This window comes from Aliidiomarina quisquiliarum, assembly GCF_023922585.1.
Lineage (GTDB): Bacteria > Pseudomonadota > Gammaproteobacteria > Enterobacterales > Alteromonadaceae > Aliidiomarina > Aliidiomarina quisquiliarum.
Map to the genome: position 1 here is coordinate 1 of NZ_JAMFTN010000003.1, position 21,681 is coordinate 21,681.

At 44.4% G+C, this 21,681-nt stretch carries 25 protein-coding genes; 7 read left to right on the plus strand and 18 right to left on the minus strand.

From position 1 onward, the window contains the following. Positions 1–2,047, minus strand: a 2,047-nt coding sequence (locus M1L23_RS00040) for a hypothetical protein (RefSeq protein WP_252624885.1), incomplete at its 3' end; no start/stop codon positions are given. Positions 2,048–2,208: 161 nt separating this feature from the next. Between M1L23_RS00040 and M1L23_RS00045 the strand changes: the two genes are divergently transcribed. After that, positions 2,209–2,832, plus strand: coding sequence for a hypothetical protein (locus tag M1L23_RS00045; RefSeq protein ID WP_252624886.1), 624 nt, complete (start codon positions 2,209–2,211; stop codon positions 2,830–2,832). 94 nt (positions 2,833–2,926) lie between these two features. Continuing rightward, on the plus strand, positions 2,927–3,514 hold the full coding sequence (locus tag M1L23_RS00050; protein ID WP_252624887.1) for a hypothetical protein: 588 nt from the start codon (positions 2,927–2,929) through the stop codon (positions 3,512–3,514). Between the two features lie 43 nt (positions 3,515–3,557). Here M1L23_RS00050 and M1L23_RS00055 read toward each other — a convergent pair whose 3' ends face one another. The 9 genes from M1L23_RS00055 to M1L23_RS00095 all read right to left on the minus strand — a co-directional run bounded on the left by M1L23_RS00055 (position 3,558) and on the right by M1L23_RS00095 (position 11,451). Next, on the minus strand, positions 3,558–4,079 hold the full coding sequence (locus M1L23_RS00055; protein WP_252624888.1) for a hypothetical protein: 522 nt from the start codon (positions 4,077–4,079) through the stop codon (positions 3,558–3,560). A gap of 11 nt (positions 4,080–4,090) precedes the next feature. Next, entirely contained in the window at positions 4,091–4,573 is a 483-nt protein-coding gene (locus M1L23_RS00060) for a metal-dependent hydrolase (RefSeq protein ID WP_252624889.1), read from the minus strand. Then, complete coding sequence (locus M1L23_RS00065; protein WP_252624890.1) at positions 4,573–5,319, minus strand: hypothetical protein; 747 nt, start codon at positions 5,317–5,319, stop codon at positions 4,573–4,575. The genes M1L23_RS00060 and M1L23_RS00065 overlap by 1 nt, the downstream gene beginning before the upstream one ends. Before the next feature lie 75 nt (positions 5,320–5,394). Then, positions 5,395–5,859 (minus strand): hypothetical protein, encoded by a 465-nt coding sequence (locus tag M1L23_RS00070; RefSeq protein WP_252624891.1) that lies wholly within the window; start codon positions 5,857–5,859, stop codon positions 5,395–5,397. A gap of 20 nt (positions 5,860–5,879) precedes the next feature. Beyond that, positions 5,880–6,575, minus strand: a complete 696-nt coding sequence (locus M1L23_RS00075; RefSeq protein WP_252624892.1) for an HDOD domain-containing protein — start codon at positions 6,573–6,575, stop codon at positions 5,880–5,882. Positions 6,576–6,592: 17 nt separating this feature from the next. Further along, positions 6,593–9,190, minus strand: coding sequence for a TraC family protein (locus M1L23_RS00080; RefSeq protein WP_252624893.1), 2,598 nt, complete (start codon positions 9,188–9,190; stop codon positions 6,593–6,595). An 11-nt stretch (positions 9,191–9,201) separates the two neighbouring features. Next, entirely contained in the window at positions 9,202–9,948 is a 747-nt protein-coding gene (locus tag M1L23_RS00085) for a TraV family lipoprotein (RefSeq protein ID WP_252624894.1), read from the minus strand. Further along, a complete protein-coding gene (locus M1L23_RS00090; RefSeq protein ID WP_252624895.1) occupies positions 9,945–10,724 on the minus strand; it encodes a thioredoxin domain-containing protein in 780 nt (259 codons plus the stop codon). Before M1L23_RS00090 ends, M1L23_RS00085 begins: the two co-directional genes overlap by 4 nt. A 1-nt stretch (position 10,725) precedes the next feature. Beyond that, entirely contained in the window at positions 10,726–11,451 is a 726-nt protein-coding gene (locus M1L23_RS00095) for a thioredoxin fold domain-containing protein (protein ID WP_252624896.1), read from the minus strand. Between the two features lie 747 nt (positions 11,452–12,198). Here M1L23_RS00095 and M1L23_RS00100 point away from each other — a divergent pair. The 5 genes from M1L23_RS00100 (at position 12,199) to M1L23_RS00120 (ending at position 14,955) form a co-directional block, all read left to right on the plus strand. Then, on the plus strand, positions 12,199–13,290 hold the full coding sequence (locus tag M1L23_RS00100) for a replication initiation protein (RefSeq protein ID WP_252624897.1): 1,092 nt from the start codon (positions 12,199–12,201) through the stop codon (positions 13,288–13,290). Positions 13,291–13,421: 131 nt separating this feature from the next. Beyond that, a complete protein-coding gene (locus M1L23_RS00105) occupies positions 13,422–13,988 on the plus strand; it encodes a single-stranded DNA-binding protein (protein WP_252624898.1) in 567 nt (188 codons plus the stop codon). Between the two features lie 56 nt (positions 13,989–14,044). Further along, the gene (locus M1L23_RS00110) at positions 14,045–14,302 is read left to right on the plus strand and encodes a hypothetical protein (protein WP_252624899.1); all 258 of its coding nucleotides are present in this window, start codon (positions 14,045–14,047) and stop codon (positions 14,300–14,302) included. 7 nt (positions 14,303–14,309) lie between these two features. Beyond that, a complete protein-coding gene (locus M1L23_RS00115; RefSeq protein ID WP_252624900.1) occupies positions 14,310–14,594 on the plus strand; it encodes a carbon storage regulator in 285 nt (94 codons plus the stop codon). Continuing rightward, positions 14,584–14,955, plus strand: coding sequence for a helix-turn-helix domain-containing protein (locus M1L23_RS00120; protein ID WP_252624901.1), 372 nt, complete (start codon positions 14,584–14,586; stop codon positions 14,953–14,955). Before M1L23_RS00115 ends, M1L23_RS00120 begins: the two co-directional genes overlap by 11 nt. 262 nt (positions 14,956–15,217) lie before the next feature. Here the strand turns inward: M1L23_RS00120 and M1L23_RS00125 are convergent, their stop codons facing one another. The 8 genes from M1L23_RS00125 to M1L23_RS00160 form a co-directional block, all read right to left on the minus strand. Further along, on the minus strand, positions 15,218–15,667 hold the full coding sequence (locus M1L23_RS00125; protein WP_252624902.1) for a hypothetical protein: 450 nt from the start codon (positions 15,665–15,667) through the stop codon (positions 15,218–15,220). Then, positions 15,660–17,036 (minus strand): TrbI/VirB10 family protein, encoded by a 1,377-nt coding sequence (locus tag M1L23_RS00130; protein ID WP_252624903.1) that lies wholly within the window; start codon positions 17,034–17,036, stop codon positions 15,660–15,662. The genes M1L23_RS00125 and M1L23_RS00130 overlap by 8 nt, the downstream gene beginning before the upstream one ends. 1 nt (position 17,037) lies before the next feature. After that, positions 17,038–18,249, minus strand: coding sequence for a type-F conjugative transfer system secretin TraK (locus M1L23_RS00135; RefSeq protein ID WP_252624904.1), 1,212 nt, complete (start codon positions 18,247–18,249; stop codon positions 17,038–17,040). After that, positions 18,236–18,991, minus strand: coding sequence for a TraE/TraK family type IV conjugative transfer system protein (locus M1L23_RS00140; protein ID WP_252624905.1), 756 nt, complete (start codon positions 18,989–18,991; stop codon positions 18,236–18,238). Before M1L23_RS00140 ends, M1L23_RS00135 begins: the two co-directional genes overlap by 14 nt. An 8-nt stretch (positions 18,992–18,999) precedes the next feature. After that, the gene (traL, locus tag M1L23_RS00145; protein WP_252624906.1) at positions 19,000–19,302 is read right to left on the minus strand and encodes a type IV conjugative transfer system protein TraL; all 303 of its coding nucleotides are present in this window, start codon (positions 19,300–19,302) and stop codon (positions 19,000–19,002) included. Positions 19,303–19,557: 255 nt separating this feature from the next. After that, positions 19,558–19,929: a hypothetical protein gene (locus tag M1L23_RS00150; RefSeq protein WP_252624907.1), complete on the minus strand. Its 372-nt coding sequence runs from the start codon at positions 19,927–19,929 to the stop codon at positions 19,558–19,560. 153 nt (positions 19,930–20,082) lie between these two features. Continuing rightward, positions 20,083–21,018: a S49 family peptidase gene (locus M1L23_RS00155; RefSeq protein ID WP_252624908.1), complete on the minus strand. Its 936-nt coding sequence runs from the start codon at positions 21,016–21,018 to the stop codon at positions 20,083–20,085. 10 nt (positions 21,019–21,028) lie between these two features. Further along, complete coding sequence (locus M1L23_RS00160) at positions 21,029–21,673, minus strand: IncC plasmid conjugative DNA transfer DtrJ family protein (RefSeq protein ID WP_252624909.1); 645 nt, start codon at positions 21,671–21,673, stop codon at positions 21,029–21,031. Positions 21,674–21,681 lie beyond the last annotated feature (8 nt).

Consider the following 21,681-nt stretch of genomic DNA (forward strand, 5'->3'; position numbering starts at 1 on the left):
CCGCAGCACTGTTGTAAGTGTACCCACTTGGACAGGTCGCACTCGCGGCTTGATTCTCTAATTTTTCACAACGCGCATTCGCCGCATTGTACGTGTAACCACTCCCACAAACCGGATTGGCGTCAATAGTATTGGTGCGCTCGCAGCGCGATGTGCTGCTGTTGTAGTTATAATTGGCCGGGCAGGTCGGCGACGCCCCTTGGGTGTCGGTACGCTCGCAACGTCCAGCACTACTGTTGTAGGTGTAACCCGTTCCGCATTGAGGACTGGCATCAATAGTATCGGTGCGCTCGCAGCGCGATGTGCTGCTGTTGTAGTTATAATTGGCCGGGCAGGTCGGCGACGCCCCTTGGGTGTCGGTACGCTCGCAACGTCCAGCACTACTGTTGTAGGTGTAACCCGTTCCGCATTGAGGGCTGGCATCAATAGTATCGGTGCGCTCGCAGCGCGATGTACTGCTGTTGTAGGTGTAACCGGTTCCGCAAGTCGGAGTTGCGTCTTGCGTTTCATGTCTTGAACATGTTCCATTACCTTGATTGATATAACCAGCGGAGCAAAGTTGTGACTTCACCTCTAATCGGTGACACGAACCGTCTCTCAGCGTATAGCCCGCAGGACAAGACGAAACTTCATCAGAATCGAAGTAATTACATTGAGTCCCATCTTTCGTCCACCCTGCCCCTTCTGGACATTCTTGAACAGCCGGTTGTGAATATTCCTCGTAACAAAACTCCCCATCATCTGATCTAACCATTCCCGCAGGACAGCTAATTTCTAATTCAATAAGATCTGTTCTTTCGCATGTTAGGTTGTCGGCACTTAGGGAGTAACCATCAACACACACTCGAGTGGCCGGAGCCGTGTCTATTTTTAAGCAATTATTGTCTCCACTCTGGTAAATATACCCACTACTACAATATGCGCCGGTATCTGATAGTTCGTACACTGCACATTCAGTTGTTAAACTCATGGTATCGCCACAGTAATTCCCTGCTGGTATAGCTTCCAACTTGAGGCATGAACCATCTTTAAGCTGCATATCATTTGGGCATTCCAAAGACGGCTCTAGGAATTCAACGCATTGCGAGTTCAACCATTGGTATCCGAGCCAGCAATCGTTTTCACTTGAAGGCGGCTCATGACCTATAGGTGCCTCCTGAATGGTAAAGCATTTGTTTAGTTCAGCGTCGATGTTGCTGTGGCTATCTGGGCATAACAGTTCTGCTGGTTGTTGTGATAGCTCCCGAATGCATTGATCTCCAGAGCTACTGTATCCTTGCGGACAAGGTGATTGAGCTTGATATGTATCAACTTGCTTTTGGCATCTACCGGTGTTGGAATTGTAATCAAAACCAACTTCACAGACTAAACTGCTTTCATAGGTTTTTCTTACGCAGTCATTGCCGTCAAAATAGAAGTCGCTTGGGCATTCAAACGTTACATCTGTAGTTAGAAGGTTGGTACAGGTGTCTCCGGCTTGCGTGTACCCGGACGGGCATGTGTTTGCAAGCGGAAATGAATGTGTACGTCTACAATCATTGAGTGAGTTTGAGAAATTGAAATCACTAGGGCAAATATAATTTATTTCTGAAAACTCGATGCGATAACAATCGCCGGGCCTTTCCTGAAAACCTTCTGGACAGACCTTAACGTTTAAAAAAGGGATGTTTAGCTCAAAGTTGACTGTCCCAGTCGTATTATTCGACGCTGGGTATATTGGTAATATGAGTCGATGATTAACACTGGTAAGGTTAACCACCATTGAGTGCGTGTGCCCTGGCTCAACCTTATGACCTTCCACGTATACCGCGAATGCGGCGTTGCTACTCAAAGTAAAAACAACATCATGGGGGCCCCTAGCTAACTGCCCATTAGGATCTCTGATCATGCCTGTATCAATTGTTGTTACAGGCATGTCGTTTGAGCGATCGACTTGCTGAGCAATAGGAAACGCATTAATTTCATCTAAATGTTTGACTAGACTCTGCTCTGCCGAATAGCTTCCTGCTGAAAACATCAGAATCATCAGTGCGATCACACGAAACATGCCTTAACCCCATGAAAATTTTACACAGCGTCAAATATACAGCGTCAACCTCCAAGCTTTTCTTCATTTAGGGTGCTATTTTATGGTGCAAATAATCGAAAAAATTTGCGGTATTCATATAGGTAGTAATCTTGGTAGTATGCAAATCGTAAGGAGTTCTTATGCATTATTCACCAGCGCGTTACCCACAACCAAACAACCTGCCATCACAGCATCCAAACGCTCCCCAACAAGGACAGCAAATGCAACACGCAGGTCAAGCACCTTTTCACGGAAAGCAGCCATCGAATGTTGCGAACAACCGTTCTGAGCAGCAATGGGCGGATGTTATGCGCCTCAAGGTCTTTGGGGGTAAAGCAGCTTTAGAATTTTTTGAAGCTGAAACGAGAGGCGGTAAAACAGGTAAGGGGTGGAAAACAATTCAGATTGATGCTGCCTACAAAATCCAAGGGAAAGAAGTATATGATTGGCAAAGAAAAAGTATAATTCAAATCACACGACTTGAGCTACCTTACGTCATAGCAGTGCTTCTTGGTGTGCGCAGTTCATGTGCTTATAAGGCGCATGGCCCAAACAAAGATAAAGGTTTTGAAATGGAGCGCCAGCCGAACAATGGTAGTGTGTTCTTTAAGGTATTCGACGGGCAAAATGGCACTAAAGCAGTCCCCATCCCCATGGTTGAAGCCATGATGATTGGTCACATGGCGCTTGCTCAATACCTTGAAAACTTTGATGGAAGAATAAGTTCAGATGTTGTGATGAACAGCCTTCATTCGCTAGCTTGAGTCATTTAGGGGGCGAATTCTCTCCCTAAATAGATTTTTTCACCACGACGAAAGCGTACACTCCTGTGTATGCTTTTTTGTTAGAGGTGATTTTGTGAAACGAGCTTTATTGAAATGTTTTACCATGACGCTTTTTGCATCGAGCGTTATTGCCTGCTCTCCTGCAGATAATAGATCTCTTGACGGAAGTGCGACATACCGACTCCTCAGCGAAAATCAATTCTTGATTGAAGCCTCCGGCCATTGGTTAACAACTGATGATGCTTGTGATGGCATTGAGTCAACTCGTGGCATTCGAGACATTAAACTTAGTAGAGAAACTGTATTTATGGACGGCGGTGAGGTTCGGGCGCGATGGGAGCAAATTGATGAGCTTGATTCCGTAATGCGACAGGTGCGCCAGTTCAGTCGAAATTGTGAGGCGGTAGATGAGTCAAAAATTAATATCGCTTTCTTGCGCCTTGTTACTGGACCTATCGCTCAAGTGATTGCGATCACCGATAATCGCCACATGTTTATTATTACTGCCACCGGAGACTTGTCATACTGGGTACCTTTTGCTGATGTAGACTTTTCTTCGCTTACCATAGAAGATATCGAGGAGCCTGAAAACGAAGATGCCGATACTGATGATGTTGATTATGTTTTGGATGGAGATGAAGCCAGGTTTCGAATTGAGTGATAACAACCTCATCAATTAAGGCTCTATAATAACTTTGCGAGCCTTAATTGAATTCTTCTGAAATTACTATCTTCTTATAGATCCTTCGAGCGTAATCCATCAAATCTTGAAGTGCAATTCGCAAGTCAAAGTCGGTTATGCTTTGAGTGAAGTCTATCACGCTTTTGAATACGATTGTGCCATCTTCTTTTATCTCACACACACCTCCGACCGCGGACTCTTCGATGGCTTTTGGAAGCTTAGATTTGTTCACCTGAATGCCTTCGAGATAAACTTTTATCAGTAGAATGCTGGTGATATTATTTCCTTCAAACCACTCATTCCCGAGCTCTGGAGCTGTAATTTCAATTTTACCAATTGGTGTTTCGGCAACAATGGATGCGCCTTGCCTGAAGCTTTTGCCGAGCAGCATTTCATCAAGCGTACCTTGAATCTCTTTCGCTGTGGCAAATTCAATCAAATCGCCCTGCTCCTTTAGGAGCGAAATTTGAATTTCGTTTTCCAGCTCAATATCTGATACATGCTCATACCCTGTTATTGCCTTTTCCCCCCATGGGTTACTCATACAGCCATTCCTTAAATGAAAATCACAAAAATAATAGAGCCTATGGTAATGATACCCACCATAATCGGCTCGCTTAACGAATTGGTGCTGGCATAGACAGGAAATCTGTATCGTCGCTTGCTTGGCCACATGAGCGGAATACCACTATCAGTCAGATAATCACCAACCAGATGTAAAACCCAACCAAGACCTAGCCAATACAGCGCTCTAAATTCGAAGGCCCATGCAGCCCCAAAAATAATAGCCACCATGAATGCACTATGGGTAATGCCGCGGTGACCAAACAACACGTATATCGGCCATGATATCCACTTGACGCGCTTACCTACCGTAGATGATGGGTAGTCAATATCAACCAAGCTACACCCAAGCAATACCAGCCCATACCTCCACACCAACTCCCATTGGAGTGGCCAGTCAAAGAATGAAACCCCAATGTTTGTAGCAACTGCATAAATCGCAGTCGCCACAATCAAGTGATTTCTGAACATCATTATCGACCACCAGTGCCTACTTCGTCTGCCTCGGCTGTCTCTCGAGTTTCATTGTTGAGCGCTCGTGTACGCGCCTCTATCCGCTCAATGTCACGCTCGTGCTCTCGCTGAGCCGCTTCTTCGCGTTCTTGGCGTCGGATTGTTAAACGACGCTCTAAGTCATCAAACTGAGCCTGTACTCGACTATCTGTTTCAGCCTCTCGTTGTTGCTGCAATGCCGCATTGAACTGGTCATAAGGAAGCTTGAGTAATACATAAGTGAAAAATTGACCATTGTGGGCCTTAATTTGTTGATCGACAATTTGATAGCCGACAACTGGTACCGCATCGATAATTCGGTCAATCAGGAAGGTCGTTTGAGTATTCACATCACCGCTCGCTCGACTTTCTTCAAAAGAGCGCTCGGAGCCTGAGATTTCATTGCGATACTGTGTCGCCAACTCAAATTCCGCAAGCAGCCTGGCCGCACGGCGTGAATGGTTCAAGGCTTTAGACTGCGCAATACCTACGCCGTAAAAGCCCGTTGCATCCGCATCGGGAGGTGACTCGACCCAATCAGGCAAAATATCTAGTTCATCTTGTCTTGCTTGCTGTTCAAGTGCGCGTTGACGCTCAAGCATCTCTTGTTGCTGAGCTTGAAGCTCCATTAGGCGTACATTCATTTCATTTTCTGGCTCTGGTACCGGCTTGCTAGAGCAGCCCACAGCCATAATGACGCTAATTAACGCTAATAATGCGTGTTTCATGGGGGTTTCTCCATTTTTAGTTAGTGTTCCAAAGTTACGTTACCCCGCTTTTGAGGTAGCGCAACTTTTTTGGATTTATGGTTGCAGGGCTTTATTTAATAGGGATTGATTGGCTGCGAACTCTAGGATGGTTTCAATAAGATGATTTATTGTGACGCCGCCTGTCATCGAAAAAATGCGATCGAGCACAACTTCTTTATTGTCGATATAAAGCTTAATATCAGGGTGGTCACTGTTAAGCTGATTAATGCTCTTGGCTATCGAGCCGTTTTCACACTGACATACAACGCCGCGTATCACGATCTTGTCTTCTGGGAGGGATTCATCCCACGCCCCAGACAGTGGAGAAATAATTGGTTCAAATGCCCGTCCCGTTTGGCTGTACTGCAGTTTTATGTGTTGCTTCGAGTCGCTAAATTGAATCTTTCCGTCAATTAGATAGTGCTTTGCAATGTATTTCACAACCTCAAGTATCTCCGAGGGCGTTGCAAATTCTGTTGTTGATGTAGTCTCAGCGATTAACGTCTTTTTTTTGTTCATTTCATATTTGCCATGAAAGGTTAAAATACAATCATATTACTCACGTTTTTCCATACATCAGTTGCAATTTGTCCTTCGATATCATCTGGGTTATACTCGGCCATATTGACTCTAGAAACAATATCCGCCGGTAGCTTTAATGCCTGGAGTGTTAACAGCGTTACGTCTTTATCGAGCTGAAGCACCATGGCTCTGTTTTCCGAGGTTGCTTTATAACCTAGCTCGCTTGCCGCATAAACTTGTATAAATAAACCTGAGCATAACAACATCGATAAAAAGACTGTATCAGTAACATTGCTAGAAGAAGTCTCCAAGCTTTTCCGTCTCGCCATTTGTGATACCGCATCACACATATTCTCCAATGACTCTGCGACAGTTTTCCATTCTTCGTTTGCGCTCTCGAGCATCGATGCTCGCTCAAGTCGAACTATTGCATCAGCGCAGCCTAATCGGCCAATACGAATTACCGCTTTTTTTAAATCCGTAATAGGAGGAGTTGTTAAATCGCGGCGTGTTCTATTCGCAAGGCTTATTACTTTGCTTGTTAACGTTGGGCTTTTAAGTACAGCCTTTGACAGTGAGCTACTTGTCACATCAGGCAGATTAATTAAACGAAGCAGTTCCATGGCTGTATCTTCATTGTAGAGTGAAACAACCTTTCTTGTCGTTGCAATCTCTCGAACTTTTAAAATTAATTCTGAATAGGAACTTGTCACGTTATAGTGTCCTTACTTTAACTTGCTTTTCGTTGTTCTTTCCGGCGTTCATCTTCAGACAGCATGTATTCAATTGCTTCATTAAACGACATACCCGAATCAATAAGCTCTTGACGGCGGGCTTTTTCGTTTGGCTCTGTTGTAAGAATAAGCTGCATTTTTCGACTTGCAATAAGTCTTACTAAATCACCAACCCCATCATTTTTCAATACAATTTCAGAAAAAGCCTCGTCTGAATACGCATTAGGGGTAAGTTTGCGTAAAGAGCGCATTAGCTGGTAATCAGCTTTTGAGCCCGAGTACTTTTTACTTTCTTCTAGCTTCTCAATCGCTTCTGCTTTTTGCTTCAGCAAAACAAACCATGCAGAGTTTTCAATTATCGCTCGTCCCAACGGAGATTCGTAATAATCCATAACCGACTGGGTAACACAAATTCCCGCAGCATTCGCTTTACGGAATCGACGCCAACCGGCCTCTAAGAACTCTGCGAAAAATACAAACATGCCTGTTGTGTTCGATGATGAAATCCACTCCCACGCTTCTTCAAGCACAAAAAGCGAGCGTGTTCGGGTGCCACCAAGAAACATTTTCTTTTGAATCGCCATGATAGTAGACATCAGGGTGATAACTTGCAAATGCTTGCTGCCCTTAATGCGCTCAAGTTCACATACAACGAGTCTTGAATCATAGGATACTGCAGGACGCTCATTAGAAAATAACGATGCATAAACACCCCGAGAGCTATATTTAGTCTCTTCACAAAATGGAGATAGCTGAGAGCCGATGATATTCATATCAGGAGACTCATGCTCAAAGCATAAAATCTGAAAGTCTGTAATTGTGGCTTCCCGGGCTTTTATTGACCAAAGCTTGTCTAAAAGCGCTAATATCTCTGCGTTTTGGTAGTTAGACACGGTGCCATTAGGGCTCGCCATTACCTTGATGATTGACGATATCATTCCAGCTTGTCCTTCCGCCCCACTCATCTCATCTACTGCGGGAAACGGATTCAAGCTGTATTTAAAGTCATCACCAAACTCTAAATACTGCGAGTCGCTATATTGCTCGGCTAACCCTTTGTATGAATAACCAACATCCATGATAAATACCTGGCCAGCATCGTTGTACTCCTCTGTTCCAAGGCCTGTATCTGGATCGCTTTGAATTTTCACTCCAGAATTCAAATATCCATTTACGATATAACCGGTTAAAAATGACTTTCCACTTCCTGAGGCGGCTGCCACCGCCATGTTGTAATTTGTTTCTGACTTGAAAAGATCCACGTTTACCACTTGCCCTAGTCGTGAAACAAACTGCAAAATAGGATAGTTGGTGTTCCCTTTCCAGGATGCAATGTGAGGAGTTAAAAATGGCAAGGCTTTACTTGTTGCCAACATAAACTTACGGCTATGTTTCGTGTATTCCTCATGCAACCCAAACGGGAGTGTTGCAATGAAGTTAGGGCTTGTGAAATGCGAGTCCATTGTCGCGCGAACATTTTTAACGCGCATCATACCGATGATTTTTTTACAACTGGCATCCACAGCATCGCTATGTTTCCCAAAGATAGTTAGTTGCAATGCATAGCGAGCTAGTGATGCTCCCTCTTGCTCTATCTCTCTCATGACCTCATCGAGATCATATTTTTGGTATCTTAGCTTATCCAGATATTTTAGTACCGAACCTCGGGCTTGGTTCGTTACAAAATTCCTTTTCCCAATAACTTTTTCTTTTTCTTTTAGCTGATCAGGAACAACGATGTTGAGGGTTAGCATAAAATGCGTGTCGATAAATTCCATACCTCGGCGCCAATCACCAACTAAGTCATGCATAATTCCATAACCGACAGTGTCAGGAAGTTTGGATATTGTCATCGTCTTAATGTGTTCGCATACTTCATCGAACTGGTTATAAATGTTAATGCCTTGCGGTGTTATTTCGACACGCTTACCGTCCTCCAAGAGTCTATCTCTCAAATCACGGTCCATCGGTATCGTTTGTTTGTGCTTTGGTGTGCCGATGTACTCCCCATCGTACATGTTTAAAAGCACATGCATACGCCGGTACCAATCTGTGTCATCAGAAATGACAGGGTGAAAAGTCCCTAACGAAGCATGGATGTTTTTTACAATCTCATTTAGTTCACGAATTTCTTTTTCAGTTGGCCAAGCACCCTTGATTGGAATCTTCACCGTAAACCAAAATTCGTAATCTCGAAAAAGAAAGCCTTTATCATTGGCTGGGTCCCGCGTTGAGTTTTCAAAAAAGTCATGCCCTGCTTTTGCAATAGCCTCAATTTTTTCTTTATCCTCACCGACTGCACGAGAGCCACGAATAGCTCTATATCCATAAAGGGTATCTTCGATATCAGGAAGAGAAACAAGGCTAGCTTGTAATGTAGAGCCTTTTGGTAACTCAAGCTGGTATAGGTGCTGAAGAGAGTTCCTAATTTCGTCATTAATGCCATTGGTTGGTTGACACACCATCATGACACCAATAGCTGGACCGTCGAGCACAAACACCTTATCTTCCTCTAAGTAGTCCCGAACCGGGAAAACCTCAGAGAAAGGGTTATGCTTGAGTAAGCGCTTTAATCGACGAAGATAAACACCCATGGATTAGCCTCTTAATTGTTTCGGTTACGAAGTGGGTTTTCTACACCAAGAGGATTAACACCCTGGCTTCTCTGTTGTTGGCGTCGGAGCTCTTCTTGTGACTGTTGACGCATTTGAAAAGGAACAACACGCGTTGGGCGTTTGTTCGCAGCTGATCCAACATTGAATTTTCGCTCGGTCACTTCGACATAAACATATCCTGGCATATTCAAGTTGCCTGCGCTGTCGGGCCATGCGGCAACCAAGACACGCATGATTTCAGGCGCTTGAAATACTGCTAGAGGCTCTGGAGCTAAAGGCTCATCATGGTTTGGCCAACCTTGGAACTCATCTGAACCCTGACGCTCAAAACGTTGCTGAGGAACTGCTTCTGCCCGTTGATAGTTCCCCGGTGATTGCTGAGAAATATCTCGGGGACGATAAATAGTTTCAGCTGTATCGCCGTGCTCTTGAGGCTGCAAGCTTGATGTCTGTGTTGGTTGTGGTTGTTGGCGATCATTACGACCATTGCTTCGGCGAGGGTTATTGCTTGTATTCGCACCCGTCGGACGTAAGTGAGCATATTCTGGATCGTTAGAAAGCTCAGATAAATCAGTTCTGCTATGCGTTAGCTCGTAAACAACGCGAGGGCCAGCGCAAACACCATCACTGTTCGTCGTTCCGTTTGGGCAAGCAAATTCGCTCTTTCCAATATTAGCGGAGCATCCCGTTAAAATAGCTAACGCAATAGGGCCTAATGCTAGTGACTTGTAATTCATGGGGTTTGCCTCGTGTCTTTTGTGAACCAACTGTGAAGATCAACTGGCTTACCAGCTGATACTCGTCCATCGGCGCGAATTAAATGAGGGATGCCCTCAATGCGAAAAGCACTATTGAGCATAAGTGACATAGGCACTTTTTCACGTTTGCAGCCAGGTTTCATTGCACTGAAAGATTCAGATGTGTTGTAAGCTAAATCTTCGATTGCCTGGGCTTTGTTTGAAGCACAATACAGGGACATCGACCGGGCCATAGCATCATCACCACCAACTGCCGGCATTAACACAACATGAATGTTGTATTTTTCTGGGGATTCTAAAACTTCAGCGACGATATCTCTTGAAAACTGAGTCGTAGGGTCTACAAAAATAGCCCCCTGGTAAGTTGATGCGCTTCCTATTTGAAAGCTTGCGACATCTTCATCTAGATCAACTGGGTAGTGACTAAGCGGTATTCTCATTGCACGAAATGCAGCCTCTAAGTCATTTACGTTTTGCCCCTGCCAGCGATCTTGAAAAATACCCCCGCGAAACAAAAAGCGCCCATCTTCACTGATCAGGAAACTCTCATTTTGTGCTTCGACAAAAACAAGGTTACCGACGTAAATTCTCTGTACGCCAATAATGCCACCGGCCTTCTCTTCGATAGCAATATTATTCCACTCTTGTGAACTCTGATTTTCAGGCAATGAAATATCAGCCGTGAAACGTTGTTCTTCAGCAACACCAATCGAGCTTCCAAGAAACAGTGACGTCGCTATTAACGTTGTGATCATGTTAAAGCGCATCGAGCCGCCCTCTCAGCTGGTTTGCCGGAAGTGCACCGCCGTCAATTGCAGTTGCAGTGTTTAACGTGTAAATAGCCGGAGTTCCGCGAACACCTAGTTGCTCTCCTAATGCATAATGGCTTGCTACCGGTGATTCTTCAGTGCAAACCTTTGGCGGAATAGGTGTATTTACGATTGAATTATCCAATGTCGATTTCGGATTGTCTGCGCAAAAAATGCTATCTAGTTGTCGAGCCGACGCCGTATTAATGCCCCCACGAGGAAATGCCGCGTAATGAATCGTAATTCCTTGGTTTAAATATGAATCAATGTTTTCATGCATTCGTCTACAAAATGGGCAGGTGGGATCGTAAAATACGATGACTTCATATTCCTCAGAAGGCGATCGGTATGTGATGAATGTGTCTTCTAACTCTTTAATAGCCTGGCCTCTAACTGCCCCCATTCGCTCATTGGTTAAACTGCGAAAGCCATTAGAAAACTCATGTATGCCGCCAGAAATAATATGTTTGCCATCTTCTGATGCGTAAAATATACCTTGCGGTGTTACAAGCTGGACAAAATTGGCAATGGGTGCCTCTTCAATCGCAATGACTTCTAACTTAGTAAGCTGAGTTAATCGTTCAGCCAATGCTTGTTTATTCGTTTGAGCTGTAGCATTGAATGTTGTCAGTAACGCAAAACTCAAGGCTGATGATGTAATGAGGTTCTTCATAGTGTTCGCCTTCTATTCGAATTTGAACGTTATTATGAAGGCGTGTGAGGTTTATTTTTTTCATTTAGGTGAGAAAAACGGTATCTAAATGGAGCGAATGTGGTTTATAGGTGTTTTTATCCACACTGTCCACAGGGTCTATAATATTACTATGATCTCTATTAGATCTATAAAGATCTATAGAGACGTGCAAAGCCTTTATTGGCAAAGCCTCCAGCTTGCAAAGTGGGTATTCTGGCTTGCAAAGTGGGTAATGACACTAACAAAACTGGGGAATTTGGCTTGCAAAGTGGGGTATTCTGGCTTGCAAAGTGGGTATTCTGGCTTGCATCAAAAAGCTTAAAACACAGCTTTTCCACATTAATAACAGTCGCTTACATACACATAGTCAAAAAGTGTCGTTTTTAGCCACTAATGAAGTGGGTATTCTCGCTTGCAAAACTATATTTCATTTTTTAAGTTTCATAACTTGTTGTTTTAAATGCAATTTTAACTTGTTGTAAGTAGCTTGGTTTTTTACGCAAGTGGAAACGATTTATTAAAACTGGAAAACACATAAATTTTTTTCCAGTTTTGGAATATATACCATAAATTTCAATGAGTTGCGTTGAGCCTGTTTTTATACTCTGCAAGCCAGAATACCCACTTTAAATTTTAGAATCTATTTAGTGGTTAATATTCCTTCGTTAGTTGTTGTTTATTATTGTTTTTTTTTGGTTTGTGCGTGCGCATTAACCGTGTTAAGTTTTGAAAAGTAAAAGTGGGATTTTCTACTTTAGCCTTTCCACTCCTGTTGCCTCTGGAGAAAGTGTTTTGAGCTCGCGAAAGATAAGTAATGCAGTGATTAAATCTAAAGAATTTAAGAAAGGTCATCAGGCCTTACGGTTAACTTCTTTTTTACCGGGTCAGCAAAGTCAGTTGTTTTTGATGTTTCTGGAAGCTGTCCATCGCTCTGACTTTACCGAGTTTAAGCATGTATTCAGTGGGGCCCAGGTTGGGGAGCTTTTTGGCATTGAGCGGCGTTATGTCGGCTCTAGACTCAAGGATGTAGTAGAGAGCTTGAGTGAGGTTAAAGTAGATATAGCTCCTTTCGTAAATAAGACTGAGAGTGATTATATGTTTCGCTCTTTATTCGATAAGGCAGATTATGTGGATGGTGATTTTATTTTTGAGGTCCACAGCGATGTCATACCTATCGTTACCGATGCATTAAAGTCATTCGCACTTGTGGATAGAGAGGTGTTTTTACTGCAGCGCTCTGATTATGGGGTTAATTTATATCAGTATCTTTCTCGCTTTAAGAATTCGGACAAACCATGGTTTAGTCGGCCTGTCGAAGAACTCATGTTCGTTTTTGGTGTTAAAGATTCAAAAGGTAAGGTGCGTGATCGAAAAGGAAGTTACGCGATACCCAGTAAATTCGTTCGCTACGTGCTTTGTAGAGCAATAGAGGACTTGGATAAGTCTGATGCTATTAAAAAAATTAAATTCAAAGAGCATAAATGCAAATACACAGAAAAGACTATGCTGGGTATAGAGCTCGTTCGTCGTGGTGATAAGCCGAAAGGACGTATCGAAAGTGTGATTTTTCATTACGAGTGGGTTTTAGATGAGCAGAAGCCTCGCCTTGAAAGCCCAGAAGATGTAATTAGCCGATTAAAGAAAAAAGGGTTAGCGCTAAAATCTAAAGGCAAAAAACTTGGCTTAGAGGATTTAAAGGAAATGCGTCAGGCCTATAGCGACATCAATGACAAAGAAAAAATGGAGTTGTTGGACAGGCGAATAGAAGAGCTATCCAAGGAAGATTCTGAGCTTGAAGAGCTGCGCAGCTTGCTCTAGTTGCGTAGCAGTCCCCTGCACCCTTAACTTTCAGTTTTTACCCACCAAAATAACCATCCAAAAAAGTTGTGGCGTTTTCGTTCCGTGTTTTAATTAAGTTGTCTCTAACAAAACTAACTAAGGAATGAGCTATGTCTAACTCTATGCAGAAAATCTTAATCATCGGTAACTTAGGTGCTGATCCCGAAGTGCGTTATACACAAAGCAGCCAACCTGTTGCCAACTTCAGTGTAGCGACCACTGAAACGTGGAAGGATAAGCAGACAGGTGAAAAGAAAGAAGAAACCGAATGGCATCGCATTGTCTGCTATCGCCGTTTGGCAGAAATCTCCGGTGAGTATTTGAAGAAAGGCGCAAAGGTTTACATCGAAGGGCGACTAAAAACCCGTAAGTGGCAAGATAAGAATGGTCAAGATAAGTACACGACCGAGATAGTTGCAAATGAGCTAAAAATGCTTGATGGTGCGAGAAATGGCGCAGGTCAATCAGCAAGTCAACATCAAGGGCAGCAAGGTGGCTATAACAACCAGCCACAAGCTCAACAGCAGCCTCAAGGAGGGTATGGTCAACCTCAAGCTCAGCAAGGTTGGTTTGGTCAGCCGCAGGCTCAACAGCCTCAGAATGGCTACGGTCAAGCACAGCCGCAACATGGCGGTTATGGGCAGCCGCCACAGCAGCAAGGCGGGTACGGTCAGTAATACACGATAAAGCCGCTATAAGCGGCTTTGCTCTTTCTCTTGGCAAAGGGATCTTCATGATGACTTTAAGAGTTAATGAACATTTCGAAAACGAAGCGGTTACGTTTGTTGTTCGGATTACAGAGGATGAAGCCGAGCGTCGGCTGAAAGTTTTAGAGGTAAAGGCTATTCGTCGATTGCGCTCTAGCATGCACAGCCCAGCAGAAAACGTAAAAGGATTAAATTTTCAGTCGTATTTAAGTGATGAAGAAAAAGAAGAGCGCTTAAAGCTCAAGCTTGGTCTTCATTTGGTTCGTTCCGGACTTACACAGTGAGGTTGCTATGCTGGTCTTATCAAGAAAGTTAGATGAGTCTTTAGTGGTGAATAATACGCTGAATGTGAAACTTTCAGCCGTAAAATATAATCAAGCTCACTTCAGTTGGGGTGATACCTCCGCCATACTCAGCCCTGGGGATTCGGTAGAGGTAATGCCTGATGTTGTTTTTCATCTCCTGCGTGCTGGCCGTTACCAAGCTCGTGTGAGTATCGATGCGCCACGACATATCCCCGTGCACCGGAAGGAAATTCATGAGCGTATTTTAAGTGGGGTGCGTCATGAAGCCTGAAGAGATTAAACGTATCCGAAAGCGGCTTAAACTGTCTCAAGGCGAGCTGGCACAGCGATTAGGCGTGTCTTCTCATTCAGTATGGAAATGGGAAGATGGGCGCTCTACACCTTCTGGGAAAAACCTGCTTGCGCTATATGAGATTTTATCTGCTGCGCCGGTAGGAAGCCTGCAGATTATAGCCGCATCCCGGATTGGAGCTGTTCAACAAGCAATTAAGTCGATTCGAGATATTGAGTCAGACATCGATATTCTTGAAAACGAAATGCTTAAGCAGTTGACTAAAGAGCTCCTGCATGGTGCTGATGCTCTTGAGTCTTGCCTCGAATCACATCTCGACGCTCTTCTAAAAGCGTCCTGAGCGAGTTGCCAAAAGAATTGCGGTGAATAAATAGCATGATACATTGCAATCATCTACATCAACGCAATCGCCTCGAAGCAAACTTGTTGGTATAGTGGTTGAAGCTGTCACGATTCGGTGGGGACCGATGATTTTAAAATAAGACAGTAGTATAAATACGACATAATTTAGCGTTACGCCTTTGGTTGCTCCGGGTGTGGCGCTTTTTTTTTGACCAAAAAAACCCCGTATGGCGCGGGGTCTTCAACTCAACTAACAGTGACTATAACGAGTCAAAGTATTCCATGAATTGACGCGCAGCACGCAAGGCATTATCGACACCTGAATTGATATCAATACCCTCACGCTCTGCCATCGCAATGATGTTCTCATGATCATCAGTTATGAAACCAAAGGCCTCTGGTACCGAAAGCGCCGATGAAGAATGAAGAACCAAATAGCCTTCTTTGTCCAATAGGCCAATGACGGCATTAATGGCCCTGAGCGCAGTTCTCGTGTCCGCGCCATTTTCCATAAAGCCTTTGTTCATCTCCTCCATGTTTACCACCATGATTTTCGGCACATTTACACCATGCGCCTCATGATAACGTTGCATGGATATCTCAATGCTATTGCGCGTCTGTGTCGCTGTAATGGTGACCGTGATAGCAATCGATACCACGACAACTAAAAGCACTTTAATCCATGAAGGTAACGCTGTTGTCTTAGTCATAGTAATGCTCCTCCTCACCTTCCGGTGCTCCAAGCTGCATCGTCATTCCGCGCTGCACAATAAAATCGATTTGCACACCCGGTAAAATCTCAACCACTGGCCACATCGCATCCGCCATGGTCATGTAATAATCGGCTACTTTATCAAGCGCGTTGCTGGCACCTGTGAGCATGCCTGAGCCTGCCATCCGATCTAAATTCTCTGTTTGGTAGAGCGTTCGTGTTGATGGGTCTGTGTTAATGGGTTGTACGCGCTGGGGCGTGGCGGCCTGAGCAAAACCAGATAAGAAACCAGCCTGCATCGTATTAACCAACATCTCACCCGATCGGGTAACCACTTCACCCTCTACTCCTGCCATACCGTCTTTACTCGATACCGCATACGCTGTGATATTTCGCTCAATGGCTCGACCATCCTTTGTGATACAGGAAATCCCCTCCGCTCGGATGTAAACCCGTGAGCTCGCCAAATCACCAATGGATGAGCCGAGAATATGACAGTCCCGTATATCAAGCGTGAAAAAGTTAGGCATAGCCGCCATCTGTTTGATGCGCATTAGCACTGGAATCGGTTGGTCAGAGCGCCCTACTGCGGTCGGCGCAGCTACACCATTTAACGTGGTCCCAGAAATCAGAGAGCCCATGGCCAATGTGAATTCAGCTTCTTCCTGCTGGCGTAGGCGCCGCTTTTCACCTACTTCTTCTTCCTCTCGCTCAGCTTGCAAGCGTCTTTCGGTCAAAATGCGTGACTCTGGAATATCATGCTCGTTAATTTCACCACTTGTATTCACTTCTCGAATCGAACGCTGTGTAATAGTCCGAATTACACGCCCAGTCCGTTGAGGTGACTCTGTAATAATTTCCGATTGCTGGCGACGCACCTGCTGAGGTTGGTGCTGGGCACTTAACCGGCGCTCTTCTTCCATAGAAGGTTGTGGTGATGATGGACGCGCTGAGCCTTCAACAACATAACCGTCACGTTGATTTTTGGGTGGGGTGGATGCAGATCTTAATCTAGCAATTTCTGCCATAACTTCTGCAAGCTCTTCGCGCAGTTGAGACACCTCGTGACGTTGCCGCTCCTCGCGCGCATCAAGCTCAGACTCTTTTTCTGCCATGCGCTGATTCAGTGTGCTTACTAAATCTTGCGCTTGTGCCTCATCCATTCGGGCTACTTCACTTTGCGCTCCAAAAAATGAAATAGGCTCCGCTCGCTCGTTTTGTCGCTGCTCAATTCGCATTTCGTTAGAGCGTTGCTCGCTCTCATTCATCTTGTGAGCAATGTAGATAATCAGAATAGCAATAACACCAAAAATAAGACCAATTCTAACTTTCGGATTATCGCTCAAAAAATCTTTAATCCGCTCCATTTCAACGATCTCCAAAGGTTAAACGTGGACGTGTGTTGTGATTGCTTCGGTTGTTGTAAAACTCTTTGTCTCGAAGAATATAAATTTCTGTTTCTTCCCCTGGCATAAGATAACTAGCCTTGAAAATTGCAACCGCTTTAGCATCTTCAGACAAACACATCTCTTCACGAACCTCGTAAGGATGGTCTAAATCATTGTGCATAATGACCACATCAATATATTCGGTACCGCCAGATAAACGTTGGCCAGTTTCATGACGAATAGCAACGCGACAAGGGTATTTGAATCTTTCAGGGATGCTGCTACTCAGTGAGAAGCCTTGCGGTATTTGACCACGAGCAACTGGGGTCAATGTATCCACAATGCTACGGGTATGGCCGGACTGACGTGATCCTGATAATTCACTTCGGCGACGCTCACTCTCAGCGCGAGCTTCAATGCGCTCTTTCTCTAAACGCGCTTGATACTCTTGTGCTTTTATCTGCATCTGTGTGGTCATCTGCACATTGACATCAACCATTGCAGGCGGTGCATTCGCCGGGACCAGTAGCAGTGATACTTGTGATTCTAGAACGCCATCTTCATAAGCGATGATACCAATTGGAGCCATGCCGTTGGGCGTGATGTAAATGTAACCATCCTCAATTTCAATAATCGAAGCATCGTCACTGGTCCGCACTGCTACCGACTTAAAGTTTGTTTCAATACTGTTCATAAGACCAACACCAACCGGAATGGCTTGGTTTTGACGAGGCCTTAAGGTATATGATTGCTCCGGCTTAAACTCTCGACGCACCCGCTCCACAAATTCATTCGAGGGTGTAGCTCGCTGTTGAGCTCTTTGGATTGGGCGACCAAATTCATCTAAATATGGTTCAATGCCAGGGTCACGCGCCAGCATAAGCTCACGACTCACTCTGTCTAAGTTGCGATCGCTGTAATCTTCAGGTAGATTTGCATTGTTATTAAATACCGATGCATCAAATTCACGACGTCGGATTTGAGTGCCTGCTCCTGATAACTCCGCTTGCGCCGCTCGTGCACGCTTCATAATTTCACTTTCATTTAAACGCTCTGGTTGAACTTCGGTGACCGGTAAAGCAAATCCCGATACTTCCTCTGGCTCTGGCTCATCTGCAATCGCGCTTGCTATCAACGTGACGCTAAATAGCGAGGCGAGTAATGCCTTAGTGGTTATATCAATTGCCTTCATTAGTCTCTACCTCATCTTCAACGTCTAAATCTATTGTTACCGCAGGGGCGGCATTGCTTGGAATCTCTCTTTGCCTTACTGGTGCCTCAGTGTCGATCGTAATCATGCGAAGCTCTTGCTCCGTGGTTAAAAATGGATTCACCTCTTGAAGCTCTGGGCGTGCCCGGCGTTTGGGGGTTCCTTCGTAGGCGTTTAAATAGGTGATTCGAGGATTCGCACCGTTGGGGACAACTCGAATTTCATACGTCCATCGAGATACACGTGGTTTTACGCCCGGTAGTCTTAGTTCACGACGGCCCCACACCCAGGCAACATTCAGCGCCGGATCATAAACCGCATTATCCACGCTAAAGCGCTGCTCAGCACCGCGACCGATGAGCAACTGAACCTCTTGGCGCAATGCATCCTCTGTTTGTGACCGCAAGTTAGGAGACATAAAATCCAGCATCATGCCCATCACAAAATCAGCATTGTTGCTATTGATGTTTCCTGCTTGGGCAGCAATAAAAGACGCCCACCCTAAATTGTAAACTTCATTCGCGCGGTTACCCGAAATGCGAAGCTCATCATTCATATGGGGGGGGATAGCAATGACCTCCGTGCGTGTGCTAAACGTCGATATCGCCAGTACCAAACATGAAACGCCGAGGAGAACATTACTTGCAAAGAGTATCTTGCGAGACTGCATGTAATCGTCAATGCCACGCGATAACTTGCTTTTCAATCGAGTTGATTTTGTCATTCTGGCGCCTATTGGTAATAATCACGTTTTAATGGATCGGGAAATGACTGCGATTGCTTCATAAATATCGCCCAGCCACTCCAGTACATTCGGCTTAATAAGTATCCTTTCGGGAATTTCGCTTCGATTCGACGAATCATAAAAAACCAACCAAAACCCAATGCTGAAAGTGACAAAAAGTGACCTGTTAAAATGCCAAGAAATATCAAGCCAGCTAACGGATAGATATGATGCACCGGGTAAAAAATTAAGGTGCGTGGTTCATTGATTCGGTATGGAATCCGATACTGATTCGGGTCCTTTTCAGACATAGCAACCTCAAGCTTTATTCATATCGCTGCATTATGTATCCGATGCATAGACAAAATTCTTCATTTAGGTGAAGAAATCAGTACGTAAATGAGTTTTTTGCCAAAGCTTGCCGTAGGCACCCGGGCACGTAATAAGCGTTTCGTTAAATGAAGCCGAGTATTGAAAGGGAAAGATTATTCCAATTTAAGTAAAAAAAAGCCCCACTCAATGGCAGGGCTAATGGCACGTTTCCAATACCGATGTAAACGTTTTACTTAAATCGGAACTCCGGCACTGAACAGGCCGTTAATGACAGCTGGACCAAATGCCAATGCTAAACACATTAGACCGGCACCTGCAGCTGCACGCCAGTTCTGTTCAAAACCCTGCCAGAAAGAAGCTACCAGCGCTAGTAATGCCAAAATCTTGCCTAACATCCCTGTAACTATACCTGAGAAGAAGGTCCAAAGCTGATCAAGCGCGTCGATATCAACAAAGCCTGCATCGTCACCTTGGGCATAAACTGCGCCAACAAATACTAAGCTTAATAACACCCAAAACATCGCCTTGGCGTGTTGCTTGATTTTTGATTCTTGTATAGGTGCTGATGCTTGTTGAAGCACAGCAGTAGAATTTAATGTTTGCATTGTAAAATGCTCCTTGACTGATAAATGAGAACTCTCAAGCGTATTAAACACCATTTAACTCTCCAGTCTTCTTCGTTTTGGGTGGTTTTTTTGGGTGTAAATAACCGACTGCTTGACTACCCCTCCGTAACCGAAGGTGTCTCGCGCGGAGGTTCACATGAAATTTTGACTCGCCAACCACCTTGCCCCAAGTGTTCGAAGCAGGTTGAATCGTGGTTTTTCATCTGACTTGTAGTTGCTTACCTCCACTAATTCCTCTAAAGCACGCTCAATTGCTATCGTATTTTTCAACTCATCAACTAAGCCGCGCTCAAGCGCAAGTTGCCCTGACCACGCTAAACCCGAGAATAAATCATCGTGCATGTCGCTTAGCTTTTCTCCGCGGGCTTTTAATATATCTTGCGTGAAACTTTCATACATAGGGATAAGTAACGCTTCCTCGACAATTGCATTGGATTGCGTATCACTTTCAAGAAATGGATCTAAAATTGCCTTATGCTCTCCAAGGTAAAGTGCACGCCTTTCCACACCCAACTTACCCAGTAACTCAGATGCATCCCAGCTTGAAAATATCACACCAATACTACCAACCACCGAGGCTCGATGCGCCCCGATGAAATCTGCAGGAGAAACAGAATGAATGCACGCGCTGGCACACGTATCCTGAATTGAAACATACACCGGCTTTCGCTCATCCATCGGCGCTCGCGTGTAATCGTAAATCGTATCGAAGATAATCTCAGACTGCATTGGGCTCCCACCTGGGGAGTTCGCCCGTATCATTATCGCCTTTGCTTTTGGATCTTTCGTGGCATTTAAAAATCGATGCGAAAAACGATACCCCATGCCGCCAGAGCCTCCCGTTATGCTTCCGTCAAGCTCCAATATCTGTATGTAAGGTGACGCATCCTCTCGCTCTAATAGCCCTTGTGAGTAAGCAACACTTACGCCAATGAAAATCATCAGTATCGTTTTCATCATCATGTGACGGCGATACACGCGGAAAAATTGACCACTACGTTTGTTGAACAAATCAAGCTGATTCAATGGCGCATTTTCGCGTTCGTTCCTACGTAAAAATTTCAGCATAAAATATCCCTTAAAAGTCGATATGAAATGAAGCAATGGCACGGCCTGCAAAATAACCCATGGCTAAAATTACCAATGCTGGCAATATGAAAGTCCCCGCAATCCCCAAACTTGGAAACAACATGTAAACAAGTAATGTAGAAACAAGAGTGATAAAACCAGAGAAGAACAACTTGATAGCAATCGTGCTCCCACTTTGCATGCTAAAATGCTTAATCTTCCACTGGTAATAACCGGTCACGATGAACGCGATGACAATCGGCAGCATGACGAAAAACCAAAACCAAAGCATCTGCGTACGAAACGCCGCTTGGTAAATGGTGTATTGAAGATTATTCACAAACCGATAGTTCATCTCTTGAGGTAACATCTGGTTTAAGAAAATATCTTCCGTACCTTCTTTTGGAAGTAGCGCAGCGCCAGCCCACCTGATTACACCAATGTCGTGTGCAACCTTGTTAAATAACGCATTGGTCTTTTGCTCGATAGAGTCAAAGTCTTTCTTATGCAAACTCTTTTGAGCATGCTCAACTTCTTTACTTAAGTTTGCCCTGAACTTTTCATTCGAGATGAGAAATAGCGATCCAAATAACGCAATAAGCGAAACGAAGACTACAAAGGCTATCGCACCACGCTTACTTTTTTCTTTTGCCATCTTTAACC